At 73.4% G+C, this 16295-nt stretch carries 13 protein-coding genes; 7 read left to right on the top strand and 6 right to left on the bottom strand.

Features of this window, described 5'->3' with window-relative positions; genetic code table 11:
• Positions 1-6: 6 nt before the first annotated feature.
• Positions 7-1374, bottom strand: a complete 1368-nt coding sequence (locus MUY22_RS43675) for a helicase-associated domain-containing protein (protein WP_247053482.1) — start codon at positions 1372-1374, stop codon at positions 7-9.
• Positions 1375-1553: 179 nt separating this feature from the next.
• On the bottom strand, positions 1554-1820 hold the full coding sequence (locus MUY22_RS43670; protein ID WP_247053480.1) for a hypothetical protein: 267 nt from the start codon (positions 1818-1820) through the stop codon (positions 1554-1556).
• Between the two features lie 193 nt (positions 1821-2013).
• Here MUY22_RS43670 and MUY22_RS43665 point away from each other — a divergent pair, with 193 nt between their 5' ends.
• Positions 2014-2841, top strand: a complete 828-nt coding sequence (locus MUY22_RS43665; protein ID WP_247053478.1) for a hypothetical protein — start codon at positions 2014-2016, stop codon at positions 2839-2841.
• Positions 2842-2859: 18 nt separating this feature from the next.
• Here the strand turns inward: MUY22_RS43665 and MUY22_RS43660 are convergent, their stop codons facing one another.
• Both MUY22_RS43660 and MUY22_RS43655 read right to left on the bottom strand, forming a co-directional pair.
• Positions 2860-3657 carry an LLM class flavin-dependent oxidoreductase gene (locus tag MUY22_RS43660; RefSeq protein ID WP_247053476.1) on the bottom strand — a complete coding sequence of 266 codons (798 nt, stop codon included), beginning with the start codon at positions 3655-3657 and terminating at the stop codon, positions 2860-2862.
• A 116-nt stretch (positions 3658-3773) separates the two neighbouring features.
• Entirely contained in the window at positions 3774-4247 is a 474-nt protein-coding gene (locus tag MUY22_RS43655) for an ATP-binding protein (protein WP_247053474.1), read from the bottom strand.
• 123 nt (positions 4248-4370) lie between these two features.
• Here MUY22_RS43655 and MUY22_RS43650 point away from each other — a divergent pair, with 123 nt between their 5' ends.
• The 6 genes from MUY22_RS43650 to MUY22_RS43625 all read left to right on the top strand — a co-directional run bounded on the left by MUY22_RS43650 (position 4371) and on the right by MUY22_RS43625 (position 11485).
• Positions 4371-4532 carry a hypothetical protein gene (locus MUY22_RS43650; RefSeq protein ID WP_247053472.1) on the top strand — a complete coding sequence of 54 codons (162 nt, stop codon included), beginning with the start codon at positions 4371-4373 and terminating at the stop codon, positions 4530-4532.
• Between the two features lie 315 nt (positions 4533-4847).
• Complete coding sequence (locus tag MUY22_RS43645) at positions 4848-5402, top strand: TetR/AcrR family transcriptional regulator (RefSeq protein WP_247053470.1); 555 nt, start codon at positions 4848-4850, stop codon at positions 5400-5402.
• A gap of 99 nt (positions 5403-5501) precedes the next feature.
• The gene (locus MUY22_RS43640; protein ID WP_247053468.1) at positions 5502-6644 is read left to right on the top strand and encodes an agmatine deiminase family protein; all 1143 of its coding nucleotides are present in this window, start codon (positions 5502-5504) and stop codon (positions 6642-6644) included.
• Between the two features lie 275 nt (positions 6645-6919).
• Complete coding sequence (locus tag MUY22_RS43635; protein WP_247053466.1) at positions 6920-7555, top strand: response regulator transcription factor; 636 nt, start codon at positions 6920-6922, stop codon at positions 7553-7555.
• A gap of 110 nt (positions 7556-7665) precedes the next feature.
• Positions 7666-8856, top strand: coding sequence for a lytic murein transglycosylase (locus tag MUY22_RS43630; protein WP_247053464.1), 1191 nt, complete (start codon positions 7666-7668; stop codon positions 8854-8856).
• A gap of 334 nt (positions 8857-9190) precedes the next feature.
• The gene (locus MUY22_RS43625) at positions 9191-11485 is read left to right on the top strand and encodes a LuxR C-terminal-related transcriptional regulator (RefSeq protein ID WP_247053462.1); all 2295 of its coding nucleotides are present in this window, start codon (positions 9191-9193) and stop codon (positions 11483-11485) included.
• A gap of 200 nt (positions 11486-11685) precedes the next feature.
• On the opposite strand, the gene MUY22_RS43620 is transcribed toward MUY22_RS43625, so the two are convergent.
• Both MUY22_RS43620 and MUY22_RS43615 read right to left on the bottom strand, forming a co-directional pair.
• Positions 11686-14757: a hypothetical protein gene (locus tag MUY22_RS43620; RefSeq protein WP_247053461.1), complete on the bottom strand. Its 3072-nt coding sequence runs from the start codon at positions 14755-14757 to the stop codon at positions 11686-11688.
• Between the two features lie 25 nt (positions 14758-14782).
• Positions 14783-16285, bottom strand: coding sequence for a hypothetical protein (locus tag MUY22_RS43615; RefSeq protein ID WP_247053459.1), 1503 nt, complete (start codon positions 16283-16285; stop codon positions 14783-14785).
• Positions 16286-16295 lie beyond the last annotated feature (10 nt).

Here is a 16295-nt window from a genome sequence, read left to right as displayed (position 1 = left end):
TCACGGTCACCCGGGCGACACCGACTGGATCCGCTCCACCCTGAACTGCCGTTCGGCCTCCCGCTTGTGGCACCACGCCAACAGGAACGGCCCATCCCAGCCGATCGGTGTGATGGTGCGCTGCGAGGGTTCACCCTTCCCGTCGACGTAGCCGATGCGCACGTCCGACCGCTCGTCGATGGCTCCTGCCAACAGTGCTACCGCCTTCTTCGCCAACTTCGGGTTTCGTCCCCGCACGACCTGCGCCGTGGACGGCTCGTCCGCGTCCAGGTCGGGTAGGTCCACCGCGACGGGCTCCACCTCCACCGGAGCGACCGCTCGTGCCTTCGGCCGCCGCACCACGATGCTGCCCGACGACGGGTCCTCGACCACCGCGAACCCTTCCGCCTGCAACCACGCGACCACGTCCGATGGCGGCATCGCGCTCCCCGCCACGGTCGGTGCCAACTTGACGAAACCGGGCAACCGCATCAACTCGGCGACGACTTCCGCCTCGGCGACGACGCAGCACTCCACCGCCTGCACCCGCACCTGCCCCCGCCCGCGCTCTCCCAGCAGCGCCCGCAGCGCCCACGGCACGTTCTGGTGCGTCAGCTCGTCCAACGCGGCCAGCAAGGTTTCCCCGGTCCACCCCTGGGCGAACGCCGTCCGCACGCTGGCCGGGGTGAACTGCCACACCCGCGCCCCGTCCTCCGTCAAGCTCTCCGCGGATGCCGTCAGCACCCGTGCGGCCTCCACCGTCAGCTGTCCGAACACCACGGCCTTCAAGTCCTGCAGTACCTCCACCTCACACCGCATCGGCACCACCACCTCAGCCACCGAAGCGGCCAGCGCCTCCGTGTTCCCCGCGGACAACAGCGCCTCCCCGCACACGCTCAGCACGTCTCCCGCGACCGCCCCCACCATCTCCGCCTCGCGAACAACCCCACCGACGTACTGGTGCACCGCCGGGCAGAACCAGTAGGCGGCGGCCGCGACCCCCTCGACCGACAGGCCGGCCTTCCCGGCCCGCAACACCGCCCACCGGGCCGCCCGAGCATGTGACGACTCGACCTTCGACACGGCCGTGGCCTTTCGGGCCGTCGGGGAGTGGGACAACCAGAACCAGGCCCACGCCAGCTCGGCCCATTGCCGAGCGGGCGTCGCCTGCCGCCACGGCTCGTATCGCGCGGTCACCTCGAAGGCCGGCCCGGCCTGCACCAGCAGTTCGGCCGCGAACAACAGGTCCAGCACCAGCAGCAGGTCGTCTTCACCCACCCCGAGCGCCTTCCCCAGCCGCTGCCGCTCCTTGACCCCCACGCCGCCCTGCCGCAACCCCACGATCGGCCTGCTCGTGTCCAGCAGCGCATAAGCCGAGCGCAGCAGGTGCTGCACCGACGACCGCACTTCAGCGTCCGAGCCACCCCGACCAGGCTCGACCGCAGGAGGTCCAGTGACCTCCAACCGCTCTTTCGCCCGTTTCCACCGCTCCAGCACCGGCGGCACCAGGCACACCACGTCCGCCTCCGGCCACGCCACGCCGACCCGTCGCAGCTCACCCAGCGCCGACCGGACTACCTCCGGTCCCCTCCGGTCAACTCGGCCACAGAGTCAACGGTGGCGCCGGACCCCAACGCGGCCGCCGCCTGCCCCGCCGCCACCGCGTCCCGGCTCACCAGCCGTATCGCAGCCAACGACCCGCGGCCGCTCAACCGTTCCGCGAGCGCTTCAGGCCCATCCGGCACCGGCGCGATGCGCACCTCGGGGCGGACCCGCAACACCTCGGCCAGCTCCGCCCGGTCCATCCAACCGAGGTATCCCGCAAACGAACCGGTTTCCATATCAGGATTCTGCCCGGGACCTCGGCAGTCTCGGAAGCAGTGGCTCGCATTCCCCGCACGCTGTCAGTACCGTGCGCCGGCGAACTTCCGTTATGGTCGCGCGAATCGGGAGCGAGTCCCAGTTGCTTCTGCCCGGCTTGGAAGCCAACGGTGCCGGCCGAGGGCCACCGGCGCGGCGGCCCTGGTCACGGCGGTGACGCTCGGCGCCACCCACCACGGCGGCGCGACCCATTCCCCGCCGCCCGCGGACCGGGACTACCCCTCCCGCGGCGGGAAGCTGCTGTCCCGCGACGGGATCCACTGGGAGCTGACGCGGGCGAACCTGGAGCTGGACCTCGGCGTGGCCGGCGGTCCCGAGGACGCGATGGTGTACCGCCAGTTCGTCGTCACCCACAACGGCGCCGACCACGTGTTCTTCAACGCCAAGAACAACCGTCCCGGCTGGAACGAGACGATCGAGCTGGCGGTGTGGCGCACCGGGCTGCAGATCGTCGACCCGGCGAAGTGGACGATGACCCAGGGCACGGAGATCCCGAACGGCGCGTCGTTCCAGGTCGGCGGCGGCCGCGCGACGACACTCGGCAACGCGGTCGCGACCCAGACGTTGCAGGGCAACGTGCCGATCCGCGCGCTGGACTACGACCTGGCCGCCGAGGTGACTCCGCACAGCACGGCGCTGAACGACCGGGACGCGGTCCTGATGACGAGGTTCACCACCCGCGACAGCTACTACTACGCGGGAATCGCTTCCTGGGGCCAGAAGTACGCGATCGGTGTCGTGGATGGTGGCGTCAACACGAAGCTGGCGGGCACCGGCACGGCGGCGGACATCAAGCCGGAGGAGACGCACGCGCTGAGGTTCGCGGTCCAGGGCTCGAAACTGACCCTCTACGACGGCGGCCGCGAGGTGCTGTCGGTGGTGGACCCGACGCTGGTCCCGGCGGTGAGCTTCGTCGGCCTGCAGAGTTCGACGGCGACGGGAAAGACCTCGTTCGGGAACGTGTCCGTGCACGCGTTGTGAGCCGAGGCGGCGCCACGCTCAGGCCGTGAGGGCGGCGATGAGCGGGGCCGGGTCGGGTGCGGCCCCGGGTGCCTGGAACACGACGGACGTCACGCCCAGCTCGCCGTACTGCTCGAGGGTTTCGGCCATGGCGCCGGCGAGGTCGTCGCGGGCCGGGTCGACCGCGACGAACGACACCACTCGCGGCGCCGGGCGGCCCGCGGCGGCCGCGGCCGCGGTGACGTTCTCGACGACGGCGCGGACGGCGGAGGGCTCGAGCGGCCCGGCGTCAGGGGCGTCGAGGAGCACGCCGTCGCCGACCTCACCGGCCAGCGCGACGGTCTTGGGCCCGCGCGCCCCGACGAGGAGGGCGGGCACCTGGGTGGGGGGCCAGTCGAGCGCCACGGCGTCGAGGTGCACGTACCGCCCGTCGACGGTGACGGTCTCGCCGTGCAGGAGCGCGCGGACGGCGGCGGTGTGCTCCCGCAGCAGCGTCATGGGGGAGGCGGCGCGGGCGCCGACCTGGCCCATCCAGTCGAGCACGCCGTGGCCGAGCACGGGCTGGAAGCGGCCGGGGAACGTCCGGGCGAGCGTGGCGATCTCCATGGCGGCCAGCGCGGGGTTGCGCAGCGGCACCGGCAGCAGGCCGACGCCGACGGTGATCCGCGACGTCCAGGCCAGCGCGGCGGCCGCGCTGGTGAGGCCCCCTTCGCGGAAGCAGTCCTCCCAGACCCACAGCTCGTCGATCCCGGCGGCCTCCGCCGCCACGGCGGCGGCCCGCAACTGCTCGGGCGGCGACTGCGGCCGGAACACGACCCCTGCACGTGGCTTCGTCATGCCCGCCATCTTGCCGCACGAGACGCCGGGCCGCCGGAATCCGCGAGCGGACCACTGTGGACGGTCGCTTCGGTGGCGGCGATGCCGCGCCGTTTCGCCCGGGATCAGGGGCTGCGTCAGCTCCGCGGTTCGGGGTCCGGCTCCAGGGTGAACCACACCGTCTTACCCACTCCGGGAGCCGAGTCGAGGCGGAGGTGGCCGCCGTGGCGCTGGACCATGCGGTCGACGATCGCGAGGCCCGCGCCGTGGCCGCCGCCGTAGGGGTCGCGGGCGTGCAGGCGGCGGAACAGCCTCAGGACGTCCTGCTGGTGGACCTCGGGGATGCCGATCCCGTTGTCCCGCACGAACACCGCCGCCGCGTGGTCGCCGTCCGCGGGCCGCAGCCCGGCCTCGACTGTGCGCGGCTGCTCGGACCATGCGTACTTCGCTGCGTTCACCAGCAGGTTGACCAGGATCTCCTCCAGCCGGGCCGGATCGGCGGAGATCGTGACGTCCTCGCCGGGAAGCGTGGACTCCACGGCGTTTTCGGCCAGCCGGGCGCCGGCGATCTCGAGCGCCCGGCCGGTCTCTGACGAGCGGCTCGGGCTCACCCGCCGAGGCGTGGTGTAGCGGCTGAGAAAATGCTGAGTTGCTCGGCGGTGTGGAATGCGTGAGATCGTGGCTCGCCGGGTACCTGCCGCTTCAGTCAAGATCAGGCGAAGTGAGGAGCGGACATGGGCTTGCTGGTTGGGTTGCTGGTGATTTGGGCGGTTCTGGTGGTGCTCGGGATCGTGATCAAGGGTTTGTTCTGGTTGATCATCGTGGGTGCCGTGCTGTTCATCGCCACCGGAGTGATCGGTTTCGTCAGGCGCAAAGCCGTGGGCGGGCGCAGCTGAGGCAGCGTTGACGTGCAATCGACGGTCACGGTGAATACAACCCTGATATTCGCTCGTGTTCAACGGCGGGAATGACGCAGTTCGACGTCATCGATCCGAACCGCGAGTGGCCCGAGGACCTTGTCGATCGGGCTCCATCGCGACCCGCGTCGGCTCGGGTGGGTTCAGGTGGAAGCCGGGATTGGCAGCTCCCGTGGTGCCGCGTCGTGCACCTCGCCGACTGTGGAGACCCGGAGCAGCCGACGGTCCGCACCTGGTGATCGCGAGTCCCGCTACGGTGTCGGCTGAAGCTTCGGTCGGGTGGAAGGTGGCACAGTGGCGGGCAAACGCGACCTGATCCTGCAGGCCGCCGTCGGCACGATCGCCCGCAACGGTGTCCGCGGGCTGCGCGTCGAGGAGGTCGCTGCGGTGGCCGGGGCTTCCACCGGGCTGATCTACTACCACTTCAAGGACCGCGCCGGGCTGCTCGCCGCCACCCTCGACCACGTCAACGACCGGGCCGAGCGCTACACCACAGGGGCCTTGCCGGAGACCGGTGACCCGCGCGTCCGGCTGGAACAGCGTCTGCTGCTCGAACTGCAGGATGTCGACGAGGTTCGCGAAAACAGCCTGGCCTGGGGCGAGCTCCGCGCGAGCGCGGTGTTCGAGCCGGAGCTGCGCGACCGTCTGGCCGCCGCCAGCAGGCTGTGGGTCGCCGAGATCGCCGAGCTGGTCGCGGCGGCGGGGGCGTGCGCGAAGGCCGAAGACGTCGCCGAGCGGTTGACCGCGCTCGTGGAGGGGCTGTCGGAGCGGTGGCTGTCCGGGACGCTCACCCTCGTCCGGGCCAGGAACCTGCTGGCCGGGGCGGTCGCAGCCGAGCTCGGAGCCTGAGGTGCCGCCCACATCGCCGAATCATGCTCAAGGTCAACTTGACTGAATTTTCAGTCAGTGTCAGGCTGTCTGTCAGTAAGCCCCTCTGACAGGAGCCCGATGCCACCCGAACTCGTCTCCCGACGCAGCGCACTCACTGCTGCGCTCGGACTCGGCGCCGCGGCTCTCGGCGCCGCCGGGTGTGGCACCCAAGCCACGTCCGGCGCGGCAACACCCGCGGCGGGCAGCGGCGCCGCCGCGGCCGGACGGACCTTCGGGGCCGAGTGGGAGCACCACGTCAGGACGATCATGTCGTGGCCCGCATCGACCGGCATCTGGGGCGAGGACCTGCCTGCCGTCCAGGCCGACATCGCACGGCTCGCCCAGACCGTCGCCGGGTTCGAAAGCGTCGTCCTGCTGGCCGCGCCCGCGGATCAGGGCAAGGCGCAAGCCGCGGTGGGTCCCGAGGTCGAGGTCGTCCCCATCCCCACCGACGACCTGTGGGCCCGCGACACCGCGCCGGTTTTCGTCCAGGACGCGGGGACGTTGACCGGCGTCGACTTCAATTTCAACGGCTGGGGCGGGAAACAGCGCCACCCGAACGACTCTCGTGTCGCGACCACCGTGCTGGCGCGCTACCGGCTCCCTCGCATCGCCGCGTCGCTGGTCGCCGAAGGTGGTGCGCTCGAGACCGACGGTCAGGGAACGTTGCTCGTCACCGAGAGCTCGCTTGTCAACAGCAACCGCAACCCCGGCAAAGACCGGCGGCAGGTCGAAGCCGAGCTCAAGCAGGTCCTCGGCATTCGAAAAGTGATCTGGCTCGCGGGCGTCAAAGGGCAGGACATCACCGACGCGCATGTCGATTGTCTCGTCCGCTACGTCGCCCCTGGCGTCGTGCTCCTGGACACGGCCTTCCCCGGCAGCCCGCCGGATGTCTGGTCGCGCGCCGCCGAGCAGGCGCGTGGTGTCCTCACCGAGGCCACCGATGCCGCCGGGCGCCGGCTCCAGGTCGTCGACCTGCCCCAGCCCGACCCCGACCGGATCACCGGCCGCGGCGACGCGTTCGTGTCGTCCTACGCGAACTTCTACATCGCCAACGGGGCGGTGTTCCTCCCGAAGTTCGGCGACTCCGAAGCCGACGACCGGGCTCGCGCGATCCTGGGCCGGCAGTTTCCGGACCGCGAAGTGGTGCTCGTGCCGATCGACGCCATCGCCGCCGGTGGGGGCGGGATCCACTGCTCGACCCACGACATGCCCGGCTGAGCGCATCCTCGACGGGTTCGCGGCCCGGCCCGGGGAGGACGCCCGAGTGGGCAAGGAGCAGCGTGGCCGGTGGTACGGGTGACGTCCGGGGTTGCCCCGAGGCGCGTCCGTAGCCGGTGGTCACCCCGATGGCGGCAACGTGAAGATGTTTCGGGGTTTTCCCCGTGCCGGCCGCGGGGGTGCCGGTGCGAGAGTCGTACCCGTCGTCGGCCACGGCGGTGCGCGGGGGCACTCGGGGGCACTCGGGGGCACTGCCGGCGATCTGAGGGAGCGAGATGTCGGAGCGGATACCGGTGCAGGTCAAGGGGTTCGACCCCATTTTGGTTTCCGGGGTGACCAGCCAGCTGCGGCCCCGCCCGGAGGTGTCGCTGGTGGACCGGGAGGCGGGGGCGCCCGCGGGCACGGTGACGATCGTGGTGGGAGACGCGGTGACCGACGTCCTGCTCGCGGTGGTCCGGGAGACGAGCGGGACGGGCACCGGGCACGGCCGGGTGCTGCTGGTGCTGGCCGAGATCGACGACCCCGGGCTCATCTCGTGCATCGGTGCCGGCGCGGGCGGTGTGGTGTCGCGCGCGGAGGCCACGCCCGAACGGCTCGTCGCGGCCGTGTCGCAGGTCGCCGCGAGTGGCGGGGTGCTCTCGCCGCGCATGGTCGGCCGGTTGTTCGAGCAGGTGGCCCGGTTGCAGAACCAGGTGCTCGCGCCCCGCGGGATGGGACTGACGGGGCTGTCCGACCGGGAGACCGAGGTGCTGCGGCTGGTGGCGCAGGGCCTCGAGGTGAAGGAGATCGCGGAGAAGCTCTCCTATTCCGAGCGGACGATCAAGAAGATCACCCACGACGTGCTCAATCGCTTCCAGCTGCGCAATCGTGCGCACGCCATCGCGTTCGCCCTTCGGGGCGGCCTGATCTGACCCGCGGGGGCCGCCTGCGCGGGCCACGGGTGCACTCCTGCCACCGATCCCGACCACCGGCCGCCGGCCGGTGGTCCACTCGACGTGCCACCTCCTCGGAAGGACCGAAAATGCCCCAGGCGAGCAGGGCGTCACGAGTGCGTTTCCCGGCGGGCAGCACCCACCTGGCCGCCGTGCTGATCCTGGCGGCCACCGCGCTGAGCGCAGGCGCCGACCACACCACGCCGGCCCCGGACGCGCAGGTCGGGCACCACCCGGCGCCGGACGTGGCCACGCCGGAGCCCGGGGACACCGCCGCTCCCTACGGCGTGGACGGTGGCACCGTGCCGCAGTTCCCGCTGCCCGCGTTCGCCGGTGTTCCGCAGCCGCTGCCCGCCGGCCCGCTGCTCCCGGACGCGGCCGGGATGCCCGGCGGTTCCGCGGGCATCCCGGGCGTCGTCCTGGCGGCCTACCAGCGGGCGGCCGCGCGGCTCGCGGGGGACTCGCCGGGGTGCGGGCTGCCCGTCGCGCTCCTCGCCGCGATCGGCAAAGTGGAGTCCGGGCACGCCCGCGGCGGCCGGGTCGACGCCGGGGGCACCGCGCTGGCTCCGATCCTCGGCCCGGTGCTCGACGGCCGGAGCGGCACGGCGGCCATCGCCGACACCGACGGCGGGGCGCTGGACGGCGACGCCGGGTGGGACCGGGCCGTGGGCCCCATGCAGTTCATCCCGTCCACCTGGCGGCGCTGGGCCGCCGATGGCAACGGTGACGGCCGGGCCGACCCGGAGAACGTGTCCGACGCGGCCGAAGCGAGCGGGCGGTACCTCTGCGCGGGCGGGCGCGACCTGCGCACGCCGTCCGGGCTGGACGCGGCCATCCTCGGTTACAACCACTCGGCCGTCTACCTGCGGCAGGTCCGGTCCTGGATGCTGGTCTACCAGGGCGCGGGCTCGGTGATCCCGGACATCCGGTTCGCCGCCGCGGCCGCCGCCCCGCAGGGCGTGCCGGCGGCGCTGCCCCCGGTGGTGGCGCCGGAGACCGTGCCCGCGCCCCCGCCGCCGGGCGGGACACCGGCTCCGCCGTCGTCCGTGCCCACGCCGCCGCTCCCACCGTCGTCCGGCACCCAGCCGGTCCCTCCCGCACCACCCGCGCCCCCGTCGTCCACGGTGCCGTCCCCGGTGCCGGTGCTCGATCCGGTGACCGGACTGCTCACCTGCACCGTCACGACGGTGACCGGAGCCGTCGGCGGCCTGCTCGGGGGCCTGCTGGGCGGGGGAGCCGGCGGCCTGCCGGACGCCTGCCCGCCGGACGCAGGCAACTGACAGCTGAACGGAGTATCGGCGTCACCCGAACGCGTGCCGAACTGGCGTTCGGTCACACAAAGTTTACGCCGAATGGTCCGTCCTTGTTCGTCCTTTCGTCGTTATAACCAGCGTGCACGCAGACAATACGGACCGAGACGGGACCGGCCCCGCGATCCGGCAGGCCGATCACCAGCCCCAGCACGCAGCCCACTTCCACGCCATGAGCCGCGGCGCGCCCCGGGGGTGGGCGCCGGGCACCCGTGACCGGGATCGGCTCTCCCGGCCCGACTCTCCCGCACCCGCCCCGGAACCCGGAACGGGACCGGCGCAGCCCGGGAACCTGCCGACGGAGATGAGCAGCTTCATCGGCCGCCGCACCGAACTGACCGAGGTGGCGGAGCTGCTGTCGCGGACGCGGCTGCTCACCTTGGCCGGCGCCGGCGGAGTGGGCAAGACCCGGCTGGCGCTGCGGGTGGCGTCCTCGGTCCGCGACTTGTTCGCCGACGGCGTGTGGCTGCTCGAACTCGGCGATCTGGGGGTCGCCGAGCCGGTGGAGGACCAGCTCGCCGCTCTGTTCGGCATCGAACTCGACCGGCGTCACGGGCTCGGTCCCGGGCTGCGCCGGTTCCTCGGCGGCCGCAGCGTGCTGCTGGTGCTGGACAACTGCGAACACCTGCTCGACCAGTGCGCCAAGCTGGCCGGAGACCTGTTGCGGCACGGCGCCGGCGTCCGGGTGCTGTGCACCAGCCGGCAACCGTTGGGCATCCTGGGTGAGCACATCCACGAGGTCGCCCCGCTCGGCGTGCCGGCGACGGGGCACCCCGCGGATGTCACCGACCTCGTCCGGTACGACGCGCTCGCCCTGTTCGCGGCCCGGGCCGCCGCGATCCGGCCCGGGTTCGAGGTCACCGACGCCAACTACGAGACGGTCGCCCGGCTGTGCCAGCGCCTCGACGGCATCCCGCTCGCGATCGAACTGGCCGCCGCCCGGCTGGGGGCGCTGTCGGTGGAGCAGATCCTGCACCGCCTCGACGACCGGTTCCGCTTGCTCACCAAGGGAAACCGGCTCGCGCTGCCCCGCCAGCGCACGCTGCGGGCGCTGGTCGACTGGAGCTTCGCGCTGTGCTCGGAGGCCGAGCGGACGGTGTGGGGCCGGCTCTCGGTGTTCGCCGGCGGGTTCGACCTCGACGCCGCGGTGGCGGTGTGCGGCGAAGGGTTCGCCGTGGACGACGTGGACGACCTGGTGACCGGCCTGGTCGAGAAGTCGGTCGTGGTCCGCGCGGACACCGAGGACGGCCAGGTGCGCTACCGGCTGCTGGAGACCATCCGGCACTACGGCCAGGACCGGCTGGCCGAAAGCGGCACGCGGGCCGAAGCGTTGCGGCGGCACCGCGACTGGTTCCTCGCGCTGGCCCAGCGGGCGGGCTCGGAGTGGATGGGCAGCGACCAGAGCCGGATCACCGCCGTGGTCCAGCTGGAGGGCGCGAACCTGCGCGGGGCGCTGGAGTTCAGCCTGGCCGACGACGACGGCGGGCAGGCGGCCCTGGAGATGGTGATCGCGCTGTGCGACCACCGGCGAGCGTGGGCCACGCTCGGGGAGGCGCGGCGCTGGCTCGACCGCGCGCTGGCCGTCGCGCCCGGCCGGACCCCGGTCCGCGCCCGCGCGCTGGCCACGGCGGGCTGGGCGGCACTCGTCCAGGGCGACCGGATCACCGCCGGCCGGCTGCTGCGCGAGTGCCGGGTGCTCGCGGGCGAACTCGGGGACGCCCCGAGCCAGGCCCTCGCCGTCCAGTACAGCGGGCTCGCGCGGGTCTTCGCCGGGCACTTCGCCCACGGCGCCGAGCTGCTGGCCGAAGCCGTGGCGCGGCAACGGGAAATCGGTGACGGCCCCGCCGAGCAGCTCGCCTTCGCACAGCTGGCGATGGCCCGCTGCTTCGGCGGCGACCCGGCCGGGCGGCGCGCGGTCGCGTTCGTGCTGTCACGGACCGAACTGCGCCGGTCCCCGACGTCCCACGCCTGGTGGCTGTGGTGCCAAGGCGTCGAGCGGTGGAAGCGCCGCGACCACGAGACGGCCGCGCGGAGCCTGCACGCGGCGTTGTCCGTGCGCGGCGCCCGCGGGGACAAGGTGCTGACCGCGATGGCGCTGGAGACCTTCGCCTGGACACTGGCCGAGCGCGGCGACGCCGCGGCCGCGGCGGTCGCCTTCGGCGCGGCCGAGGCGACGCGCCGGACGGTGGGGTGCGCGCTGAGCGGGCTACGCCACGTGCACGTCCCCCATCTGCGGTACCTGGCGGCGGTGCGGGCGGAACTCGGCGAGGAGGCCTACGAGCGGCACCACGCCGCGGGCCTGCGGTCGACGGCGGACGAGGTGCTGGCCGGGCAGCTGCCGGCCGAGGTCGAAGTGCCGGCCCCGCGCACCCGCCCGCCGGCCGCGGTCAACCCGCTGACCCCGCGCGAGCTGGAGGTGGCGCTGCTGGTCGCGAAGGGGCTGAGCAACAAGGAAATCGCGGCTTCGCTGGTGATCGCGCTGCGCACCGCGGAGTCCCACGTGGAGCACATCCTGAGCAAGCTCGGGTTCGGCAGGCGCTCGCAGATCGCCGTCTGGGCGAGCACGGCGCTACCCGCCGGCGAAACCCGCCGCGGCTGAGCCACGGGTCCGGGCCCGCCACGTCAGGGGAACTCACTCCCCTCAGCCGGCCGCGACGCCCCGGGAGCGTCCCGGCCCCAAACGCCCCAATGTGGCGTTGGGTGCGTCCAGTGCACCCAATGTGGCGTTCGGTGCATCCAGCGCACCCAACGCCACATTGGGGCGCATTGCCCGGCCCCCGTCAACGAACCTCAGACGCACTAGCGGTTCCGGGACCGGCGGCGGGACAGGCCCAGCAGCACGCCGCCCGTGAGCACCGCGCCGGTGCCCAGGATGATCAGCGGTGCCACGGACACACCCGTGTAGGCCAGCTTGCCCGGGGTGCCGGTGCTGTCCTTGCCCGGGCCGCCGCCGGTGACCGTGCCCGCGCTTTCCGGGCCGGTGACGCCCGTCTGGGTGCCGGACGTCGCCGTCCCCGTGCTCCCCGGTGTCCCCGACGTGCCCGGGGGAGTGGTCGCCGTCCCCGAGCCGTCGGACGACCCGGTGACCGGCACGGTGGCCTGGGCCTGGCCGGTGAGCGGTTCGCCCGTGTCGCGCGCGGCCGCGACCGGGCGCGCCGTGAAGCTCGCCGTGTCGCGCAGGCTGCCCGCCGACGCCGCGCGGACGGTGCACTGCCGGGTGCGGGCCGCGCCCGGGGTGAGGCCGTCGGGCTCGTCGACGGTGAAGTCGCAGGCGCTCGCCAGGTCGTTGGTCACGGCCAGGGTCAGGGCGACGTCGCCGGTGTTGCGGACCGCGACGGTGAACTCGACGTCCGTGCCGGCCGTGGCCTGCGGCGCCGTCGCGGACACCCCGATCATCAGCGCCGGGTTCAGCACGGTCAGCGGCAACGCGTCCGTGGTCACCGTCATCGGCCGGTCCTGCGGGTCCTTCGCCGTCGCGACCGGCGCGCTGTCCACCGACGCGGCCGGGCTCACGGCGCAGTCGAAGGTGGCGGTGGCGCCGGGGGCGAGGGTGCCGATCGGCTGCGGCGGCGCGCAGTCCGGTGCCGCGGGATCGGCGAGGGCCACCGCGGACAGCGTGTCCGTGGTGCTGGTGTTGTGCAGCCGGTAGGTCAGCGTGAGCGGGTTCCCGGCGCGCACGGTGGTCCGGTCCGCCGTGCGCGCCACGGTCAGCGGCGGTTCGAGCACGGTCACGGTCGCCGCCGCGGCGTCGGCGGTGACGGGCGCCGCCGTCTCGTCGGTCCCGGTCACCGTCGCCGCGGTGCTCGCGGTGGCCGGTGGGCGCGTCTCGCAGGCCAGGGTGACGGCCATGCCCGCGTCGAGGACGGGCACCGGCTCGGGTGCGCAGCCGGGCAGCGCCGGATCGGTGACGACGATCCGGGTCAGCCGTTCCTGCGGCTGGGTACCGGTGTTCGTCACGGTGAAGCTCGCGGTCACCGGCGAGCCGCGGTAGACGGTGTCCGGGGTGAGGGTTTCGGTGATGGTCAGCTGCGGGTGGATCAGGACGACGGCCGCCTGCTGCGTGCTGACCGGGGGGAACGCCGTGCCGGTGCCGTCGGTGCCCTGCAGCACGCCGTAGCTGGTGAAGCTCTCGTGCACCGCGGCCACCGTGCAGGTGAAGGTCACCTTCTGCCCGGGCCCGAGGTCCTCGAGCGGCCGGTCCGCGCAGTCGCCGGTCGCCGGGTCCGCGTAGTGCAGGGTCCGCAGCGTGTTGTCGGTGGTGTTGTTCGCGACGGTCACGGTGAAGACCACCGGCTGGCCGTCGCGCACCACGAGCCGGTCGGCCACCCGGGTCACGCCGATGTCGGAGTGCAGCACCGTGGTGTCGGCGGCGGCGGTCGCGCTCACCGAACGCGCGGTGCCCGCCGGCACGGCGCTCAGGTAGTCCGCGGTCGCCGTGACCTCCTCGTGCAGCGGGTCCTGCTGCGCGACCCGGGCGCAGGTCAGCGTGACCGTCCCGCCCGGTGGCAGGACGGCGGAGCCCGGCGGGTCGCAGGACTCCCCGGGCAGCGCGGGGGTGGCGGCGTTGTCGGTGACGCGCAGGCCGCTCAGCCCGACGTCGCCGGTGTTGGTCACCGCGACCGAGAACGGCGCAACGTCACCCTGGCGCACCGGGGTCTGCTGGCCCTGCACGGACACGGCCAGCTGCGGCTGGACGGCCTGGCTGACGACCAGTTCCGTGACCGTGGTGACGTCGGTGCTCGCCGAAACCCGCACCACCGCCGCGGACTGGCCGTCCTGCAGCCCGCCCGGGCTGAAGCTCTTCGCGTCCACGCTGAGGTTGTTCGCCACCGGGCCGCGCCCGGGGTCGACCGGGTCGACGGCGCCCTGCGCGCACGAGCCGAAGAAGTCTGCTGTGGACCGTTGCGCGCAGGGCTCGACGACGTCCACGCCGTTGACCGACAGGCGTTCTTCGCCCAGCCCGCGGTCGCCGTCGAAGGCCGTCACGGCCATCCGCACGCCGCCGGTGGACGCGTGGCCGCCGAGCAGGGCCGCGGTCAGGGTCTCCTCGCGCAGGGGACCGGCACGCAAGTGGTCGTTGTAGACCGCGACCGACCGCGGCGCCGGGTAGTCCGGCCGCGGGCCGGGAAAGCCGAACACGACGGTGAGCGACCAGCCCCCGGCGCAGCCGATCCCGCTGGGCGCCCACACGTTGCCCACCGTCACCGTGGTCGGCCGCCCGGTCGGGACGGACCCGAACAGGGAGGTGACGTCCGAGAAGTCCGAGTACATCTCGGCGTAGTCGAGCACCCCGCTGCTCGCGCGGTAGTGCCCGGCCACCAGTGGCACCGGCGCCGACGGCCGGTCGCCGACCGCCAGGCGCACCTGCTGCTGCCGCGGCCCCGCCGCCGCCGGAGCCGGCGGGAGGGTGGCGCTGCCCAGCAGCGGAACCGAGCAGTTGGGCAGCAGCGAGGAGAAGAACCCGCCGGTGTGCCCGCCCCAGCTCAGCTGCGCGTGGGCGACCGTGGCTCCGGCCGGCACGGTCAGCGTCGCCCGCGTCGAATCGAAGGTGGCCGCGTCGTCGTCGACGTCGGCCAGACGGAGGAGGTAGCCGTTGTTGTAGCCGGCGCTGCCCTGCGTCGTGCCGCCCGCGGTGATCGCGGCGCAGTCCGCCGCGCTCCCGCCGCCCCCGGTGCCCTCGCCCGCCACCGGGCAGCGCAGCACGCTGTTGCCCACGTGCAGGAAGTCACCGTAGACGGCGTCGCGGTAGGACACCGGGGACTCGGCCACCGGCCCGGTCGCCGCCGCGGCCACCGGGGTGGCGGCGGGCACGACCAGGGCGCCCGCCGCCACGAGCGGCAGCACGGCGAGCAGCTTCCAGAGCCGGTTCACGGCCACTCCTTCGTCGACGTGGGACTCAGTACCGGTCGTCTTCGCGGTCCGCCCAGACCGTCTCCGCGTCGCGGATCCGCAGCTGCAGCGTGACGGGGCGGCTGTCGTCGGCCGTGTGCGCACCCAGCTCGGCCAGGTGGTTCTCGCCGTCGAAGCTCTGGTGGACCAGCTCGCAGCCGGGTTCTCCCTCGACCCACCCGTGGACGTCGTAGGCCTTGCCGTTGAGCTCTTCGAGCCGGTTGCCCGCCGAGCGCCAGCGGTCGCGCAGCAGGCCGGCGAGCGCCTCGAACTCCACGCGCGGATCGGCCGGGGCCGCCTCCGGTTCCGGCTCGGGCTCCGCGGCCGCGCCTGCCCCCGCAAGGGCTTCGGCGCGGACGATGCTGATGCCGACGGCGGGGTCGAACCAGGCGTAGGTGTCGTGGGTGGTGCCGTCGGTGGCGGTGGCGTGGGCGGTGAAGCCGACGGTGCCGTCGGGGGTGGTCTGGTCGTGGGTCCAGGTGGTCCAGTCGAGGACGAAGTTGTTGCCGTCGAAGGGAAAGGCCGTTTCGCCGTAGTAGCCGCCGAGGTAGGCGGCGTCGACGGCCGGGGCGGCGGCCTCCCCGGCAGCGGCTTCGCCGGGGAGGGCTTCGGCGCGGACGATGCTGATGCCGACGGCGGGGTCGAACCAGGCGTAGGTGTCGTGGGTGGTGCCGTCGGTGGCGGTGGCGTGGGCGGTGAAGCCGACGGTGCCGTCGGGGGTGGTCTGGTCGTGGGTCCAGGTGGTCCAGTCGAGGACGAAGTTGTTGCCGTCGAAGGGAAAAGCCGTTTCGCCGTAGTAGCCGCCGAGGTAAGCGGCGTCCACGGCCCCAGCGGCGGCTTCCTCCGCTGGGGCGGCCTCCTCGGCGACGGGCGCCTCCGCCACCGGTGTCTCCGCGGCCGTTGCTTCGGCGGCTGCCTCTTCGGCGACCTCGGCGGCCGCCTCGGCCACCGCGGCCTGCATGGCGGCCTCGCTCTCGGCGGCCTGCGTCTCCCGCACCTCGATCGCCTGGTCCAGCGCCGCCTCGAACGCGCCACCGCTGACGAGCTGCTCGGTGCTCACCGCCGGTTGCAGGTCGAGGTCGATCGACAGCTCGACCGCGTGCACGGCGTCGCCCTCGGCCGGGTCGGCCACGGTGTTGGCCGACGCGGTCAGCACGCCGCCCGCTTCGTCGACGATCTGCAGCGTGGTCCAGTCGATCACGCGGTCGCGCTCGCCGCCGGCGACCGGGGTCCCGGCGATCGTGGCGGCCATCCGCTCGGCCAGCAGCAGCCGCACCTGCTCGGGGTCGTCCGGGATGAACCGGCCGGCGCCGGCGTCGAGCACGCCGGCGACGTCCGGCGCGACGATCACGACGTGCCGGCCGGGCCCGTCTTCACCGCCCCACACCGTGTCGGACGGATCCAGCAGCGTCGCGAACGTGGGTTGCTCGCTCAGCGCGAGGGTGGCCGCTTCGGCCAGGTCCTGGGGGATGGCCGCGGCGTCCGCGACGGCCTCTTCGGTGCTGGTCATGATGCCTCCG

It is taken from the genome of Amycolatopsis sp. WQ 127309 (genome assembly GCF_023023025.1).
Classification (GTDB): domain Bacteria; phylum Actinomycetota; class Actinomycetes; order Mycobacteriales; family Pseudonocardiaceae; genus Amycolatopsis.
The sequence above is the reverse complement of the archived record's forward strand: the minus strand, read 5'-3'. Positions and strand labels throughout refer to the sequence as shown.

Coding starts and splice junctions, on each gene's coding strand:
- MUY22_RS43625 (WP_247053462.1), top strand. CDS start 9,191: ATGAGCAGCTTCATCGGCCGCCGCACCGAACTGACCGAGGTGGCGGAG.
- MUY22_RS43615 (WP_247053459.1), bottom strand. CDS start 16,285: ATGACCAGCACCGAAGAGGCCGTCGCGGACGCCGCGGCCATCCCCCAG.
- MUY22_RS43670 (WP_247053480.1), bottom strand. CDS start 1,820: ATGGAAACCGGTTCGTTTGCGGGATACCTCGGTTGGATGGACCGGGCG.
- MUY22_RS43630 (WP_247053464.1), top strand. CDS start 7,666: ATGCCCCAGGCGAGCAGGGCGTCACGAGTGCGTTTCCCGGCGGGCAGC.
- MUY22_RS43635 (WP_247053466.1), top strand. CDS start 6,920: ATGTCGGAGCGGATACCGGTGCAGGTCAAGGGGTTCGACCCCATTTTG.
- MUY22_RS43660 (WP_247053476.1), bottom strand. CDS start 3,657: ATGACGAAGCCACGTGCAGGGGTCGTGTTCCGGCCGCAGTCGCCGCCC.
- MUY22_RS43650 (WP_247053472.1), top strand. CDS start 4,371: ATGGGCTTGCTGGTTGGGTTGCTGGTGATTTGGGCGGTTCTGGTGGTG.
- MUY22_RS43640 (WP_247053468.1), top strand. CDS start 5,502: ATGCCACCCGAACTCGTCTCCCGACGCAGCGCACTCACTGCTGCGCTC.